A 16,765-nucleotide genomic window follows, 5' to 3' on the forward strand; every position below is an offset into this window, starting at 1 on the left:
CCTGATTTAACTTTTAATGCATATACCATTTAAATCTCTAAAAATATTTTTAACGGTTGTCTTGTTTTTAGTGATGCACTGTGCCAGCTCACAAAAATTCATAGATAATTTTGCAATTACACATTTTAAATTGCCTATAGAAACTACGGTTCATGCTATTTTAGAAGATTCCTATGGCTTTGTATGGATTGGATCTACAAATGGTTTATGGCGCTATGACGGTGGAAATTTTAAGAACTATATTAAAAATGAGAACAACAAAACAAGCATAACAGATAATAATATCTCTTGCCTTTTTGAAGACAGCCAAAAAACATTATGGGTTGGTACATATGGAGGCGGCCTGTTAAAATACAATCGTAATTGCGATTGTTTTCAGCAATTTATTCACGATGAACAGAACCCTGAGAGTTTAAGTTTTAATGAAGTAAAGACCATTTTTGAAACTAAGCGTAATCAGTTTTATATAGGAACAGATGGTGGTGGATTAAATTTAATGAACCGTCAAACCAATACATTTAAAGCCTATAAATACGATGCCGGAGACCCATCAAGTATCAGCCATAATAATGTGCTTGAAATTATAGAAATGTCAAATGGTAATTTAGCTATTGGCACCTGGATTGGACTTAACATTTTTGATCCCCGGACTCAAAAATTCCAACGCATTTATAAAAGCCCAAAAACAGGACCCCAAAATCATCATGGATTAGAGCTTTATAACGGAAACTTAATAACAACTTTAGGCGGGTTTTCAATTTACGATGAAAAACATGGCTTTTCAGCTTTAACTATTTCAAAAGGTTTTGCTGCTAGTGTAAAAAAAGAAAATAAAGAAAATTATTGGTTTACCAGAGGAAATACCCTGTCAATTACAAATTCAAATTTAAAGATCAAACAGCACATTAATCTAAATGAATTGTTTCCTGCCGAAAAGAGCTTTTTATTGACCAGAATATTTCATAGTAAAAAAACAGGGGCCTCCTGGGTATTAGACGGATTTGGTAGTTTCTTTCATATTGAAAAAAAAACAACACCGTTTAAAGCCTTTTTTAAGGAAAACTTTAGAGGACAGATCTCTAAAACGGATAGCAATTATTGGATTTCTCAATGGGAAAGCATTTTTATACTAAATAAAGAGACTAATGAGCTTCAAAAACTGGATTTTCGTTTTAACGGTAGGCCATATATAGCAACAAAAAGAAATAATAATGTTTGGGTTGTAGATGGAGAATATTATTATGAGTTTACTACTAGCGGAGATTTGATCCAGCAAATTGAGCAAAATTCATGGCCTTTTGCCTTAATACAAACCAAAGAGAAGGCGTTGTGGATTGGTGAAGTTCTTGGAGCTAAAAATTACAAGATAGCATCTAAAAATATTATACATTTTGAATGTGACCCTAATGAACCAAATGGCATTGGATATTTTCACAAAGCAGCAACCATTTTTCAAGATAGTAAAGAACAGGTGTGGATTGGAACTGAGGGCGACGGTTTAAAAAGATACCTTCCGGAATCACAAGAATTTGTTCATTATAGGCATAAAATTGGAGACAAAACAACTCTTAATAATAATTTTGTTTTAGAAATATTTGAAGATAATAAGCATAACCTCTGGATTGGTACAAGAGCAGGTTTGTGTAGATTTGATGAAGTATCAAAGACTTTTATTCCATGTGAAAATCCAGTAATTAAAGATAAAATTGTTAATTCTATAGAGCAGGACTCTGATAACAATTTATGGATAGGTACTTTAAACGGATTGATTAAATACGATCATGAGAATGATAAAATTAGAGTCTTAAATGAGGAAGATGGTGTTTTATCTCATAGAATAGGTGTTTCCAGTTTGCATTTGGAAACCGGCGAGCTTGTTTTTGATACCCATAAAGGGTTAATGATATTCAACCCAAAAGATGTTAAAGAAAGCAATTCCTCTCCAAAATTATATATTTCTAAATTGTGGGTTAATAATGAGTTAATAACCTCTAACAGTAAATATATTTCCAGAAATATTGAGATAGAAAATCAGGTTAACCTCAGTTATAGAGACAATAAATTTGAATTTGAATTTCAAGTCATTAATTACAACAATAATGGGCGCTGTAAATTTGCCTACAAATTAGACGGTTATGATACATCCTGGATTCAAGCCCATGATAACCAAAAAGCAACGTATACCAATATTCCATCGGGGCATTATACTTTTATGGTTAAAGCAAGTAATGAAGATGGTGTTTGGAGTGATACTATAAAAGAGGTAGGGGTTTCAATAAAACCACCTTTTTGGGAACTTATATGGGTGAAAATACTGACACTACTAGTGTTAACCCTAATTTTTGTTTTAATAATTTGGCTGGTCATTAAAAGAGAGAGAAACCGTTCTAAATTTGAAATTGAAAAAGAACGCGTATTGCAGTTTGAAGAGGTGGCTAAGATGAAACTTAAGTTTTTTACTAACATCTCCCACGAGCTAAGAACCCCCTTAACACTTATTACATCTCCCTTAGATAAGTTTGTTAGGGAAAACATCAAGCCTAATAATAAGGTTTTGGAAATGATGTATCGCAATAGTTCGCGTCTATTAGAGCTGGTAAATCAAATATTGGATTTTAGAAAATTAGAAAGCAATCAAAAACTTCAAATTACCCCACAGAAAGATCTTTCGGTTTTTAATAATATTAATGCGTCATCGCTGTATTGGTCAAAAGAAAAGAACATCAAATATATCAATGAGTTTCCTCACAATAACCATGAGCTGTATTTTGATCCGGATATTCTGGAAAAAATAGTAACAAACCTCATATCTAATGCCTTTAAATACACCTCACAGGAAGGCCGGGTTGAACTATTAGTAAAATTACAGGACATTGATGCAAATCAGGAAAACCAGGTGGTAAATGGCTATATGGAGATTAACGTTATTGATAATGGCTCAGGAATACCTGTAGAATACCAGGAAAAAGTATTTGAACGTTTTTATCAACTGGATGAAAACCCGGATTTTGGCTATAGTAGTGGAATTGGCCTGTCACTGACAGCAGAATTGGTCAAGCTTCATAAAGGTAATATAGAGTTAAAACCGGGCAAAGAACAAGGCTGTCACTTTAAAGTTCAAATCCCTATTGGTTTTAATGATTATACTAATGAATACTCAACAATAACGGGTGATCTTGCTGAAAAAATTAATTCAGATAAAACCTTGGTGTTAATCGTTGAAGACAATAACGATATAAGAAACTATATTCATGATGAGTTAAAAGAACACTACCAGGTTATAGAAGCAGTCAACGGAAAAAAAGGATTACAGTTAGCCATAGCTACACTCCCGGATATTATAATTAGTGATATTATGATGCCTGAATTAGATGGTATTCAATTTGCAAACCAGATAAAAAGTAACGAATTAACATCTCATATTCCATTATTGTTTTTAACAGCAAAAAGTGGGGTAGAAAATAAAATTGTAGGTTTAACAACAGGAGCTGAAGATTATATCCAAAAACCATTTAATATTTCAGAGATTAAACTCAAAATCAAGAATGTTTTAGAGAGCAGAACTCAGCTACTTAAAAAAATAGGACACGAAAACTTTACAAAGTATAATAGTCCAAATCCAGAAACTATAGATAAATACCTTGAAAAGGTAAACTTAAAAATAGAAGAGTATTTGGAAAATTCTGAATTTTCGATTGATCAACTTTGCTCAGAATTGAATATTGGAAGATCTCAACTTTATAGAAAAATTCAAGCGCTCACCGGAAAGTCCATTATTGAATATATTAATTCGTATAAGTTGTCTATTGCTATGCAGTTGATAAAGGAAGGTAGATATACACTAAAAGAAATATCATATAAAATTGGCTATAATGATAACCGTTATTTTAGTCGTTCATTTAAAAAAGAATTTGGGAACCCACCGTCATTCTATGTCCCAAAAAAGAAAGCATAGTTAAAAATTGTATAAAATTTACACCATTTTATACAAAAAGTCCACCTCTAAACCTTAGGTCACAAACTAATTTTGAAAGCATTGTGATGTTAGTAAGGTTTGAAACAGATCTTATTTTCAAATCTACCTTCTATTATTTATTTAAAACACTAAAACAAATGCCAAACTCTCGAAGAGGTTTTATAAAAAAAACGGTATTGGCGGGTACTGCCTTATCAGTACCATCTTATGGGTTTACAATTTTGAAAAAACCGGAATTGCATGAACAAATTATAGGCCATGGCAATTTTAAATACCGCGTACACAAATCATGGGGAAATCTAAACCCCAATACCACTCCAATTAAGAATTGCCATGAAATGGTACTGGACTCAAGGGGGAGGTTAATCATGATTACAGATGAAACAAAAAATAATATTATTATTTACGATAAGTCGGGAAAACTGATAACAACATGGGGGCATGAATATAAATCCGGTCATGGATTAACACTTTTTCAGGAAGGTGATGAGGATGTGTTATTTATTTGTGATCCGGGTTCAGGTAAGGTTGTTAAAACTACAGTAGATGGTAAAGTTATCATGGAATTACCAAACCCAAAAACCATTGGCGTTTATAATAAGAATAATAATTATAGCCCCACAGAAACGGCTATTGCTCCTAACGGTGATATTTATGTGGCCGACGGCTATGGGTCTGATTGGATTTTACAGTTTAATAAGGATGGAGAGTTTATTAGGAAATTTGGAGGAAAAGGGTATGAGGATGAACAGCTAAATAATGCCCATGGAGTTGCCATTGATGATAGAGACCCCAATAATATAACGCTTTTATGTACATCCAGAATTCATAATTCTTTTAAAAGATTTTCCCTGGATGGAGACTATTTGTCTACTATATATTTGCCGGGAGCCTATGTTTGCAGGCCGGTGATTGATGGAGAAAACCTTTATTCCGGAGTGTGTTGGTCCAGAATGAAATATTTAGAACGTACCCCAAATTCAGGTTTTGTGACTATTTTAGATAGCAATAACAAGGTAGTGTCCAACCCAGGAGGAACAAAACCAAAGTATAGTGATGGCAAGTTGCAATTAATGCTTCAGAAAACACCATTGTTTAACCATTGCCATGATGTCTGTATTGACGAAGATAAAAACCTATACGTTTGTCAGTGGAATGCTAACAGATCATACCCTATTAAATTAGAACGTATATAGATGAGGGTGAAGTGTTTATTTATTGGGTTTGTAATAATGCTTGTATCCTGTAAGAATAACAATTCTGATTACACCGGGATTCCAAAAAAAAAGACACCTAAAATAGTAGATTATAATTTTGACGTCCGGCCTATTCTTTCAGATAAGTGTTTTAACTGTCATGGACCTGATGCCAATAAAAGATCGGGAGATTTAAGGTTGGATATAGAGGAAGGAGCCCTGAAAGCGTTAAAAGACAATCCAAACAAACATGCTATTGTAAAAGGAAAACCAGATGAATCTGAAGTTTATTTGCGCATAATGTCTAAAGACAGCACAATACAAATGCCTCCGGCAGAATCCCATTTGGAATTGACAGAGTATGAAATTAAAATCATAAAAAAGTGGATAAAACAAGGCGCAGAGTATCAACCCCACTGGGCTTTTATTCCGCCCTCAAAGCCAACCTTACCTGAAGTTAAAAATGAGTTTTGGGTTAAGAATGAAATAGACTATTTTACTCTTGATAAAATTGAAGGTATAGGGCTAGAACCCAATAGTGTTGCAGAAAAAGAACGACTTTTAAAACGCGTATCTTTTGATTTGACCGGATTACCTCCAACCATAGAATTACAAAATCAGTTTATAAATGACAGTTCAGAGAAAGCCTATGAGAATTTAATAGATACATTATTATCCAGGAAGCAATATGGAGAAAAGATGGCGGTTCATTGGCTGGACGTGGCCCGTTATGCTGATTCACATGGTTATCAGGATGATGGCCCCAGAACCATGTGGCCCTGGCGGGATTGGGTCATACATGCATTCAACAAAAATTACCCTTATGATAAATTCATAAGGTTGCAATTAGCAGGAGACCTGTTACCAAAGAAAACTATAGAAACTGTACTTGCTACAGGGTTCAATAGAAATCATAAAATAACACAGGAAGGTGGAGTAATTGATGAAGAATATAGAGTTGAATATGTGACTGACAGAACCAATACCTTTGGTAAAGCATTCTTAGGCTTGACTTTTGAATGTGCAAAATGTCATGATCACAAGTACGACCCTATTTCTCAAAGAGAGTATTACCAAACATTTGCATTTTTTGACAAGGTACCCGAAAAAGGTTTTTTTGGAGCCATTCAAAAAGGGTCTCTGGCAGATCCACCATTTATTCAAATAACAGATAAAATGGTGAAGAATCAACTGCCATTTATCAATAAAAAGAATTCAGACGATGTTCGTGTTATGGTCATGAAAGATTCGGCAGACATTCGCACAACTCATATTTTAGATCGGGGCGTTTATGATGGTAAGACCGAAATTGTTGATTTTTCATTACCAAAAGCAATTTTAGAGTTTGACACATCAAAGTTTGATAAAAATAGGTTAGGGCTGGTGGAATGGTTATTGGATGAGGAAAACCCACTAACATCACGGGTTTTTGTAAATCGGATCTGGCAGGAATTTTTTGGAAAAGGTATTATAAATACTTCCGGAGATTTTGGAATGCAGGGTGATTTACCCTCACATTCCAAGTTATTAGATTGGTTAGCGGTAGATTTTAAGGAAAACGGATGGGATATAAAAAGGCTTATAAAACAGATTGTAACATCAGCAACCTATACACAATCTACTGTTGTAGATTCAAAAAAATTAGAGGCCGATCCTGAAAATATCTATCTGTCAAGAATGAATAGAATGCGCTTAAACGCAGAAATGATTAGAGATCATGTTTTGGCAAGTAGTGGATTATTAAATAAAGAGATTGGCGGGCCGAGTGTAAGGCCGTATCAACCGGATAAACTTTGGTCTACGGCAAGTTCCAGCAGGGGTTTGTTATCTAGATATGTCCAGGATCATGGCCATAAACTGTATAGAAGAGGTTTGTACACATTTATAAAAAGAACCGTATTACCTCCCGTACAAACCACTTTTGATGCTGCGGCAAGAGATCAATGTGAAGTAAAACGTCACTCCACATCCACACCATTACAAGCACTTATTATGTTAAACGGGCCAACAGTACTGGAATCTGCCAGAGTACTTTCTGAAAAACTAAATGATGATAATTCGTCGCTAGAAGAAAAGATTAAAAAAGCATTTAAACGTATAGTGTGCCGGGAAATAAGAACAGAAGAAATGGGGATATTGCTAAATTATTATCAGGTACAAAAGGACTTGTTTAAGCAGGAACCTGAAAATGCCGAAAAGTTTATTGAAGTAGGTGAGCATCCCATAAAAAAGCATCGTAATGTTATAGAAGTAGCGTCATTAATGCAAATTATTCATACGCTGTATAACATGGAAGAAACTATAATAAAAAGCTAATTAGCCATGGAAAAAGAGTTTTTTGAACATCGTTTAAATATAAATCGCAGACACTTTTTAGGTAAAATGGCTATGGGAGTTGGGGGAGCAGCCCTGGGTTCGTTATTAATTCCTAATCTGTTTAAAGGATCTGGTGGTGCCAGTGATAAACTTCCATTAGGAATAAAGCATTTTGCTTCAAAGGCAAAACGAATTATCATGCTTACACAAAACGGAGCACCATCACAACTAGAAAGCTTTGACTACAAGCCTAAACTAAACGAGATGTTTGGCCAGGACTTGCCAGACTCCATTAGGCAAGGGCAACGGTTAACAGGGATGACTGCCAACCAAAAACATTTTCCTTTAGTAGGGTCTAAATTTGGATTCAATCAATATGGGAGATCCGGTACCTGGGTAAGTGATTTATTTCCCAATATAGCTAAGATCACGGATGATATATGTGTAATAAAAAGCATGCACACAGATGCTATTAATCATGATCCGGCACTAACATTTTTACAAACCGGAGCACAACAGGGCAATCGCCCGAGTATGGGGTCATGGTTAAGTTATGGCTTAGGTAGTGAGAATAAGAACTTACCGGCGTTTTGTGTATTGTTATCAAAAGGCTCAGGAAACGGCCAGGGTGTATATTCAAAACTGTGGTCTAATGGCTTTTTGGATAGTACACATCAAGGGATACAATTAAGTGCCAGTGAAGACCCTATTTTGTATTTAAATAATCCGAAAGGCATGGATAAAGTACAGCGAAAAAAAATGCTGGATCATCTTGCCGAATTAAATAATTTAGGTTATGCAGAGTTTGGAGATCCTGAAATTCATTCTAAAATTCAGCAATATGAAATGGCTTTTAGAATGCAAACTGCAGTTCCGGAAATTACAGATATATCAAAAGAACCGGACCATATTACTAAAATGTATGGCCCGGATTCCATGATACCGGGAACTTACGCTTCAAACTGCCTGCTGGCCAGAAAATTGTCAGAGTCGGGAGTCCGCTTTGTTCAATTATACCATCAGGGCTGGGATCAGCATAACCGTTTAGTTACAGAAATGCCTAAACAGGCTATGGATGTGGATAAAGCTTCAGCTGCTTTGATTACAGATTTGAAGCAACGTGGCTTATTAGATGAGACCTTAGTGATTTGGGGAGGTGAATTTGGAAGAACTAATTATTGCCAAGGGAAATTAACCAAAGAAAACTATGGAAGAGATCACCATCCACGGTGCTTTAGCATTTTTATGGCCGGAGGAGGTGTTAAAGCGGGAACTTCATATGGTAAAACAGATGAGTTTGGATATAATATTGTAGAAAACCCTGTTCATATTCATGATTTGCATGCTACCATTATGCATTTAATGGGCTTGGATCATGAAAAACTAACCTACAAATACTTAGGCAGACGTTTTAGATTAACCGATGTTCATGGACATGTAGTTAAAGATATTTTGGCCTAAATATGAAAAGATTAGAATCTGCCATATTAAACCTGTTACTTTTATTGCATTGTTTTTTGGTAATAGTATTGGTTTTTGAAAACAATATGAGTATCCCTTTTTGGCTTCAGCCGTTAGGAAGAATGCATCCACTTATTCTGCATTTTCCAATTGTGTTTATTGTTTTGCTGGTTGTACTAAGTGTTCTTAAAAACCAGATAGACAATAATTCTTTTCAAAAAATCAATCAGTTTTTAGTTTTAATTACTGCATTTTCAACGGTTTTAGCTACTATAATGGGTTTGTTTCTTTCAAAAGAGGGAGATGCTACAGATTTATTGATTTTACATAAATGGATGGGAGTAGGTATAAGTTTTTTAATGTATGCTTTAGTGTTTGCTCTTAGGAACAAAAAGGTATTTAAAGTTATACTCTATGTAGGGTTTGTTGGTGTGTTTTTTGCCGGACATTATGGAGCAAGTCTAACTCATGGTTCCAACTTTTTAACAGAGCCATTGAAAGACACTGAGGTTGTTGAGCTTAATGAGAGCACACCTGTTTTTTCAGGGTTTATAAAACCAATACTTGATGCAAAATGTATAGCTTGTCATAACCCTGAAAAACAAAAAGGAAGGTTAGACATGAGCTCTTTTGAAAAAATGAAATTGGGCGGTAAAGAAGAAGGTAAGCTTTGGGTAGCAGGAAGTCCTGAAGAAAGTGCTTTATTAAAACGGGTTCACTTATCTGTTCAAGATAAAAAGCATATGCCTCCTAAGGGAAAAAATCAGCTTACCAAGAGTGAGATTGAATTAATAAATGCCTGGATAAAACAAGGAGCCGACGAAAAAATAGCTTTGCAGGAACTTCCTGCAGAAGAAGATTTGACGCTTTTGGTTTCCAAACGATTGGCAGATACAAAACACAATAAGAAAATAGCTTACAATTTTGGTTTTGCAGATGAAAAAGTTTTAAAATCATTAGAACACCCATTTAGGACGGTAATTCAAAAATCGCCTAAATCCCCCGCAATTGATGTTGTAATAAATGGTAGGCAAACCTATAAACCCGAATTTCTAACTGAACTATCAGTGATAAAAGAACAAATAGTTTCATTAAACCTGTCTTTTCTTCCAATTGATAAAAGTGCAACGGAGTTTATAAGTACATTAACTAATTTAGAGGAGTTGTTACTGAATTTTACTGATTTGGAAACAGATGATTTGTTCCCGTTAAAAAGTTGTTCTCAATTAAAGTCACTCGCTCTGTCAGGAACTAATACAGATGCACGAGTAAGTACTTTGTTAAAGCAAATGCCAATGCTGAATAAGGTTTATCTATGGAATACTTCTGTACCCAATGAAGATATAGAATCCTTAAAAGCCCGGTTTTCTAACATTACATTTGAAACCGGATTCATTGACCCGGAGGGTGAACTAAAATTGACTCCTCCTTTATTATTAAGCAAAGGAACTGTAATAGCAAAGGATGATTTTGTGGAATTTGGCCATAAAATACCAAATGTAGAGATTAGATATACCACAGATGGAACAATACCAAATAAATTATCTAAACTATATAAGTCCCCCATACAATTACAGTTTGAATCAAGTCAGGTTATAAAAACAATAACTTTTAAGGATAATTGGTTGCCCAGCAAAGTCAAACAGTATACTTTTTTTAATAAGGGATATGTTCCGGAAAAGTTTAAGCTCATTCATTCAGGGAAGAATAGTGAATTTATAGGTGATGGTGAATTTATATTATTAGATAATAATAAAGGGCAGGGTATAGCTAATACAAACCCGTATTGGGCCACTTTTAGTGATAAAAAACCGTTAATTGCTACTGCAGATTTTGGAGAAAACCCACCCATACTAAAAGAAATAATCTTTAGTTATGAGATCCCTAACAGGCAAAAGCAGGAAACTCTGGCCTCATTGGAAATTTGGGGCGGACAACAAACTAATGATTGGAAATTATTAAAGAGAATTACAAAAAAACCGAAGGTCCTAGATAAAAATAGCCGAGAGAGAAAGAATAAATTAAGTTTAAAAGTATCTAATGGACAATACAGATATTATAAAATAATAGCAAACCCTAGGAAGAAGCAACTGTTATTTGTAGATCAGCTTTTCTTTTATTAGAGCTCATTAACAATAGTTTTTCGATATTAAATAGTTTTTACATATATTATCCAAAAATTATTAGTTTGTTATTATGATCATAATTTTCAGGAATGTTGTTTTTGGCTGTTTAATGTTCTTTTTATGTGTGCATTTGAGTGTTGCCCAACAAAAAAACATTGAATTAAATGGACTTATTGTTGATGAAAGTAATTATCCTGTTCCATATGCTGCTATTGGAATTCCTTCAAAATATATTGGAACAGCAAGCACAGATGAAGGAAGCTTTTATCTGTTACTCTCAAAAGAGAATCTTTCTGATTCACTTGAAGTTTCAAGTATAGGTTATAAATCCTTTAAAGTTAAAGTTGAAGATTTTATTAATAAAAAAGAGCATACTATTGTTTTAATTGAAGAGATAGTATCTCTTGATGAGGTACAGATATTAAAGCCTGCCGGATACCTTAAGAACGCCATTAAAAACCTTAAGAATAATACAGTTAGTGCTAAACATGAATTAAACATGCTATATCGGCGGTTTTCAGTTGAACATGGCAAAGCCCGGTTTTTTACAGAGCATTACCTTAATATTTTAGACCGGGGGCCAAATGCAATGGAATTAGATAGAATTGAGGTGGTAGAAGGACGGAAGTCTGCAGATTACAGGTTTGTAAAAACCAAACAGAATGTACATGCGGTGTCAATAATGGCAAAACAAAACCCTATACGCCGGGGGGTTCCTATTAAGAATTATAAATGGAGCAAAATAGGAGATACATCCTATGATGGAGAAGATGTTGTTATCATTGAAGGTAGAAAAGGAAAAAATCAATACCTGAGATTATATATTGGTATAGATACTTATAGTGTTTTTAAAATAGAAACCTCGGCTTTAAATGCTGTTTACATATATAAAAAAGATAAAAATGGTAAACTGTATTTGAGTTATCATAATAGAGAATGGATTTCTAAAAAACCTATAAATGACCTTCAAAGGAGACTATTAGAAGTAGATTCAAAAGCAATAAAAGTATCTTACAGGCATGAAATGTTTGTTTTAGGATTACAAACTGATAAAAGAAAAATAAAGGTAAAGGATTTTGGTGGTTACGGAAATGATATGGGTGATGTTGAAGTCCGATATAATCCCGATTTTTGGAATAGTTTTAGTCTGCCTCCAGAAACAGCATTTTATAAAAAGAGTGTAAAAGAATTAGAATCTATCTATGGTATTCCTTTAGAGACCCAGTTTAAACTAGTAAATAAATAATAGCTCCATTTTTATGTTTAGACGCTTTCTCCTTTTGTTATTTGTTTGTGTTCTTTTTATAAATAAAAGTTTCGCACAAATAACGCACACTAATAATGGCTATAATTGTTTTAATAAAACCTTACTGTTAAGTCATTTAAAATCATTGTCGTCAGATGCTTTTGAAGGCAGGCGAACAGGAACTCCAGGCGCTTTAAAAGCACAAAAATTTATTATCAATCAATTTCACTCCTTAAATGTAGCTCCATTAGGCAATAGTTACAAACAACTTTTTAGCTTTTTTGAAGACCGAAGGCAGTATGGAGGGACAAACATTTTAGGGTTTATAAAAGGCACTGAATGTCCTAAGAAGTATATTGTGATAAGTGCGCATTATGACCATGAAGGTATTCAGCAGGGTGAAATATATAATGGAGCAGATGATAATGCTTCCGGGGTAAGTGCCTTATTTGCTTTTGCTGAATTTTTTAAGAATAATCCACCAAAGCATTCAGTCATTTTAGCTGCTTTTGACGGGGAAGAATTGGGATTGCAAGGCTCCAGGTATTTTGTGAATAGTTCACTGGTGAAAGCTAAAAAGATTATACTTAACCTTAACATGGATATGATTAGCCGCAGTGATAAAAAAGAGCTATTTGTTGCAGGAGCATCAGAGCATCATAAATTAAAAAAGCTTATTAAAAAGGCTAAACATGCTCCTGGAATTAAACTTTTAATGGGGCATGATGGATATGATGGTTTAGATAATTGGACTTATGCCTCTGATCATGCAAATTTCCATAAAAAAGGCATACCGTTTTTATACTTTGGGGTAGAAGATCATGAAGATTATCATGAGCCAACTGATACCTATGACAAAATTAATCCTGAATTTTATATTGAGGCGGTAAAGACAATTATTTCAGTTTTTAGTTCTATTGATAACTCTGATTTTTAGAAGTAAGCCTTTAATTGAATAGAGCCTGAATGTATGGTTCTGCTGGTCTCTGTTTTTCTGCCAAAATAGCTTAGGTTTAAATCTAAAAATTTGGTCAGCTTTCTTTGTGCTAATAAGCTCCAGGTGAAGTTTTTACCGGGTTGTAGTCCTTCCAGTATTTGATAGGCTACCGGTGTATTTGGGTTGCCTTCAAATACATTTGAAAAATAATTAAACACACCATTTATAGCACTTTTTTGACCATTACCTAACGTAAAGGACATGCCATAATTTTGTTGTTTTAAAGTTTCCTGTTCTCCGGTAACATTATTTTTATTGGTTAATTGATAAAAAATATCAAAACTGGAATTGTCATTAAACAAATAAGATAACTTAGGGTTTAAACGGGTTTCATCTAAATTATAATTTTTGCTTGTGAAATTCTGACTTTTACTTTCATTGTTATTAAAAGAAGAGAGTAGATTAATTAACCAGTTTTCGGTTATTTTATGATTAAAATTAAGCTGGTGGCTTCGTAAGCTATTTTCAATAAAACCAATAGACAACACGTTTCTGGTTGTATTTCTTAAATAGGTATAAGATGTTGTGTAATGCTGTTTGCCTCTATTGTAAAACAGTATATTTCTAAAATTAAGCTGTAAGCCTAAGAGGTCTTCTTCAGTCTCTTTAAAAGGGTTTAAATTGAAAGAATTATCATTACGTCTTAGCTTTCTATCTATTAAATAGCTTGTTTGGCTATAAAAGTGAGACCAGAATTTTTTTGATTTGTTTTCAGAAACTGACCATTGAGAAGGGTTGATAATCAATGATTGACTCAACCTGTTTTGATGTGTTTTCACAAAAATTCTATTTGGTAAAAGTACCCTAACATAGGTGCCCTGATCTTGAAATTGAGCCAGTTCAAACTCTTCAAGCTCTTGAATGCCATTATCGTTATAATCAATCCAGGTATAAGCACCTTGTCCCGGTTCAACTTCTACATATGTGAAATCCTGTAGTGGTAAGGTTCCGGAGTTGGTTTCAAAAATAGTATTCCATTGAATCAGCTGTTTAAAAAGTTTTTGGTTGAATTGAACTCGTGAGTTAATGGAATTTTCCCCTTTTGTGGAAGCATCCGTATGTTTTAAAGTTCTGTAATTGACATATAAAGACAGTTTGGTGTTTTTATTTTGAATAAGCCTGGAATCCAAGTAAAAGGTGTTAGATGTGTTTACTTTTTGTAATGCGTTGTTTCTAATACTATCATTAATACGGTTTTTATAACCAATTTGTGCAAACACTTTGGTGCTGTCTCCAATACCAACAAAGGCTTCATAAGATTTAAATTTTTGACTTAAAGGTGTTAGCGTTTCAGTTGCTAATTTTTTTTGTTCATTATCTTCAAAAGAAAGCTTACCACCAATCCAGCTTTTATTCATACTGTAAATAACACGACTGTGCGATCGTGAAAACTTTGATGAATTGACACTGGATTCAGCATTTAAAATACTTGAATTTGATGCGATATAAAATTTATTGAGCTGTAAATTAATATGCGCTAAATGCCGGTTGCCATTAAAGCCATCAGAAAAATTTAAATGTTCAAAACTATAATTGATCGTCCCTTTTTGTTTATGAATCATGTTAAAACCGGAGTTTAACAGTATTTGATTTCCAAGATTGAGGCCAATACCGGTTAAACTGGTCTGGTCTAAATTCCAGTCACGATTAAATTCAGGAATGTAAAGCCCTTCAATATTCTGGAAATGAGCACTTATATAATCCGTATCAAGAAATACATCCAAATTCCACTGGTCTTCATGTTTAAAAAGGGTTTGATTGAGTTTTAGCTTTCCTGCAAAACCATCATTATTTTCATTGTCAATTTCTGAAAATAAATTTTGATTGTATTTACTACCGGAAGCTTCAAAAGCAATATTAGTTTTTTTTGATGGCCTATAAGTACCATTTAAAACTGCAAGCTGTAGTTTTTTTGGAGCAACAAGCTGAATTATTGGAGCAAAACTGCCTTGGCCAGGGCCTACATATTCATAAATATTATTAATGGCATTGATACTGCTCAAACCATAATCGCCCTGATTTTCTCCAACTAAAGAAAAGGTGACTGTGTATAATTCGTCATCAGGATTATTAGAAAACACAAAGATATCCTCACCATTAACCTGTTCTTTTTTATACTGAATCCTATTTTGATTATAATCAGCTCTTACTGCTGATGGCGATACCATTTTGCTTCTGTCATTACCGGCATTGGTCAAAATTTCAACCTGCTCTTCAGACAGGTTTTGTTGTAAAGGTTGGTTTTTGGCATCATTTTCAGAATAGACAGACACTCCAATATTTAATTTTTCGCTTTCATATTGTCCGCCACCATAACCAACAAAGCGTGTATAATTACGTTCGCTATATTGATAATCAACAATAATTCTCATTTCAGAAGTAATGGGAAATGTAGAATTGAATATAATCTCGCCCGCGTTGTAATCAATAATATAGTCCTGGTCTTCCCCTCGTCTTACAGCAATTCCGTTTACATATACCGTTTCACTACCTGATACAATAAGCACAAACAATTCACCATTAAAGCCTTGAAGCTTATAAGGCCCCTGATTGCCTTCCTGGGCAGTAAATTGGCTTCTTGTAAATTGCCCGCGTACTATGGCACCTGCTGCAAAAAGGTCAGTTTGTTTACCGTTATCACCTAAGTTTACATTAAAATTTAATCCCTGAACCCGTTTAGAGAATTTAGCAAAATAAGAATTGGTATTTACCAGGTCAATATCTCCGGCTCTAATATTCCATCGGTCACTAAAGAGCTCAATAAATACTTGGTCAAATTCATCCAGGCGTTGAGAATAACCACTCTCCTGTAAGGGGATATTAGCATCCTGGATAGATGCGCGAAGCGAGACTTTATCATTTAACTTTCCGGTAATTTGTAAATCCAATTCACTGTTTAAAACAGAGTTTTGGTTGTTTCCTATAGTTACTCCACGAGAAATACTCCCGGAGGTGGTTAACCCATCAAAGGGGATAAAACTTCTGGAAGTATTGGGTTGCGTGAGCTTATAGAGGGTTTGAATGTTATCATTATTTTGAACTATAATGTTTTCATCAAGTTGTTTATAGGTCTTGGTTAAAAACTTTGGGAATTTTAGATAGTTAATAATAATAGTATCTGTATCCATTGGTTTTTTTAAAGTTAAAAGAGCTTTAGAAAAATCAATGGTATAAAATGTAGAATCAATAATAGAATGATCTTTTCTTTGAATAGAAAAAGAACTGGAATTAATACTAACGCTATCAATTTGAATGGAGTCTCTTACAGCAACTTTTTTTGTTCTATAGTTAGAAGTCTGACTTTGTGAAAACCCACAAAAACCAATAAAATAAAATAAAATATAGGTAAAACACTTCATTAGATACTTAAACTGAAAATAGTTTAAATTATTTTGCGATCAGAGCCAGTCAAAACTACTGTAAAATAATAGTGTAAAAGTAACGTAT

Annotated in this window: 8 protein-coding genes; 7 read left to right on the plus strand and 1 reads right to left on the minus strand. The window is 34.0% G+C overall.

What is annotated here, in order from left to right:
* Positions 1 to 16: 16 nt before the first annotated feature.
* The 7 genes from VOI54_RS05905 to VOI54_RS05935 all read left to right on the plus strand — a co-directional run bounded on the left by VOI54_RS05905 (position 17) and on the right by VOI54_RS05935 (position 13,258).
* On the plus strand, positions 17 to 3,955 hold the full coding sequence (locus VOI54_RS05905; protein WP_326281797.1) for a hybrid sensor histidine kinase/response regulator transcription factor: 3,939 nt from the start codon (positions 17 to 19) through the stop codon (positions 3,953 to 3,955).
* Positions 3,956 to 4,113: 158 nt separating this feature from the next.
* On the plus strand, positions 4,114 to 5,172 hold the full coding sequence (locus VOI54_RS05910; protein WP_326281798.1) for a 6-bladed beta-propeller: 1,059 nt from the start codon (positions 4,114 to 4,116) through the stop codon (positions 5,170 to 5,172).
* On the plus strand, positions 5,173 to 7,488 hold the full coding sequence (locus tag VOI54_RS05915) for a PSD1 and planctomycete cytochrome C domain-containing protein (RefSeq protein WP_326281799.1): 2,316 nt from the start codon (positions 5,173 to 5,175) through the stop codon (positions 7,486 to 7,488).
* Positions 7,489 to 7,494: 6 nt separating this feature from the next.
* Complete coding sequence (locus VOI54_RS05920) at positions 7,495 to 8,949, plus strand: DUF1501 domain-containing protein (RefSeq protein WP_326281800.1); 1,455 nt, start codon at positions 7,495 to 7,497, stop codon at positions 8,947 to 8,949.
* Positions 8,950 to 8,951: 2 nt separating this feature from the next.
* The gene (locus VOI54_RS05925; RefSeq protein ID WP_326281801.1) at positions 8,952 to 11,072 is read left to right on the plus strand and encodes a c-type cytochrome domain-containing protein; all 2,121 of its coding nucleotides are present in this window, start codon (positions 8,952 to 8,954) and stop codon (positions 11,070 to 11,072) included.
* Positions 11,073 to 11,145: 73 nt separating this feature from the next.
* The gene (locus VOI54_RS05930) at positions 11,146 to 12,321 is read left to right on the plus strand and encodes a carboxypeptidase-like regulatory domain-containing protein (RefSeq protein WP_326281802.1); all 1,176 of its coding nucleotides are present in this window, start codon (positions 11,146 to 11,148) and stop codon (positions 12,319 to 12,321) included.
* Positions 12,322 to 12,466: 145 nt separating this feature from the next.
* Positions 12,467 to 13,258 (plus strand): M28 family peptidase, encoded by a 792-nt coding sequence (locus VOI54_RS05935; RefSeq protein WP_326281803.1) that lies wholly within the window; start codon positions 12,467 to 12,469, stop codon positions 13,256 to 13,258.
* Here VOI54_RS05935 and VOI54_RS05940 read toward each other — a convergent pair.
* Positions 13,255 to 16,677, minus strand: a complete 3,423-nt coding sequence (locus VOI54_RS05940) for a DUF8818 domain-containing protein (RefSeq protein WP_326281804.1) — start codon at positions 16,675 to 16,677, stop codon at positions 13,255 to 13,257. The two genes, VOI54_RS05935 and VOI54_RS05940, sit on opposite strands and share 4 nt — an antisense overlap.
* Between the last annotated feature and the right edge of the window lie 88 nt (positions 16,678 to 16,765).

It is taken from the genome of Alterotamlana spongicola (assembly GCF_035818475.1).
Lineage (GTDB): Bacteria > Bacteroidota > Bacteroidia > Flavobacteriales > Flavobacteriaceae > Cognatitamlana.

Bases quoted from the DNA above. Each gene is read 5' to 3' on its own strand.
- VOI54_RS05905 (WP_326281797.1), top strand. From the start codon at position 17: ATGCATATACCATTTAAATCTCTAAAAATATTTTTAACGGTTGTCTTG.
- VOI54_RS05910 (WP_326281798.1), top strand. From the start codon at position 4,114: ATGCCAAACTCTCGAAGAGGTTTTATAAAAAAAACGGTATTGGCGGGT.
- VOI54_RS05915 (WP_326281799.1), top strand. From the start codon at position 5,173: ATGAGGGTGAAGTGTTTATTTATTGGGTTTGTAATAATGCTTGTATCC.
- VOI54_RS05920 (WP_326281800.1), top strand. From the start codon at position 7,495: ATGGAAAAAGAGTTTTTTGAACATCGTTTAAATATAAATCGCAGACAC.
- VOI54_RS05925 (WP_326281801.1), top strand. From the start codon at position 8,952: ATGAAAAGATTAGAATCTGCCATATTAAACCTGTTACTTTTATTGCAT.
- VOI54_RS05930 (WP_326281802.1), top strand. From the start codon at position 11,146: ATGATCATAATTTTCAGGAATGTTGTTTTTGGCTGTTTAATGTTCTTT.
- VOI54_RS05940 (WP_326281804.1), bottom strand. From the start codon at position 16,677: ATGAAGTGTTTTACCTATATTTTATTTTATTTTATTGGTTTTTGTGGG.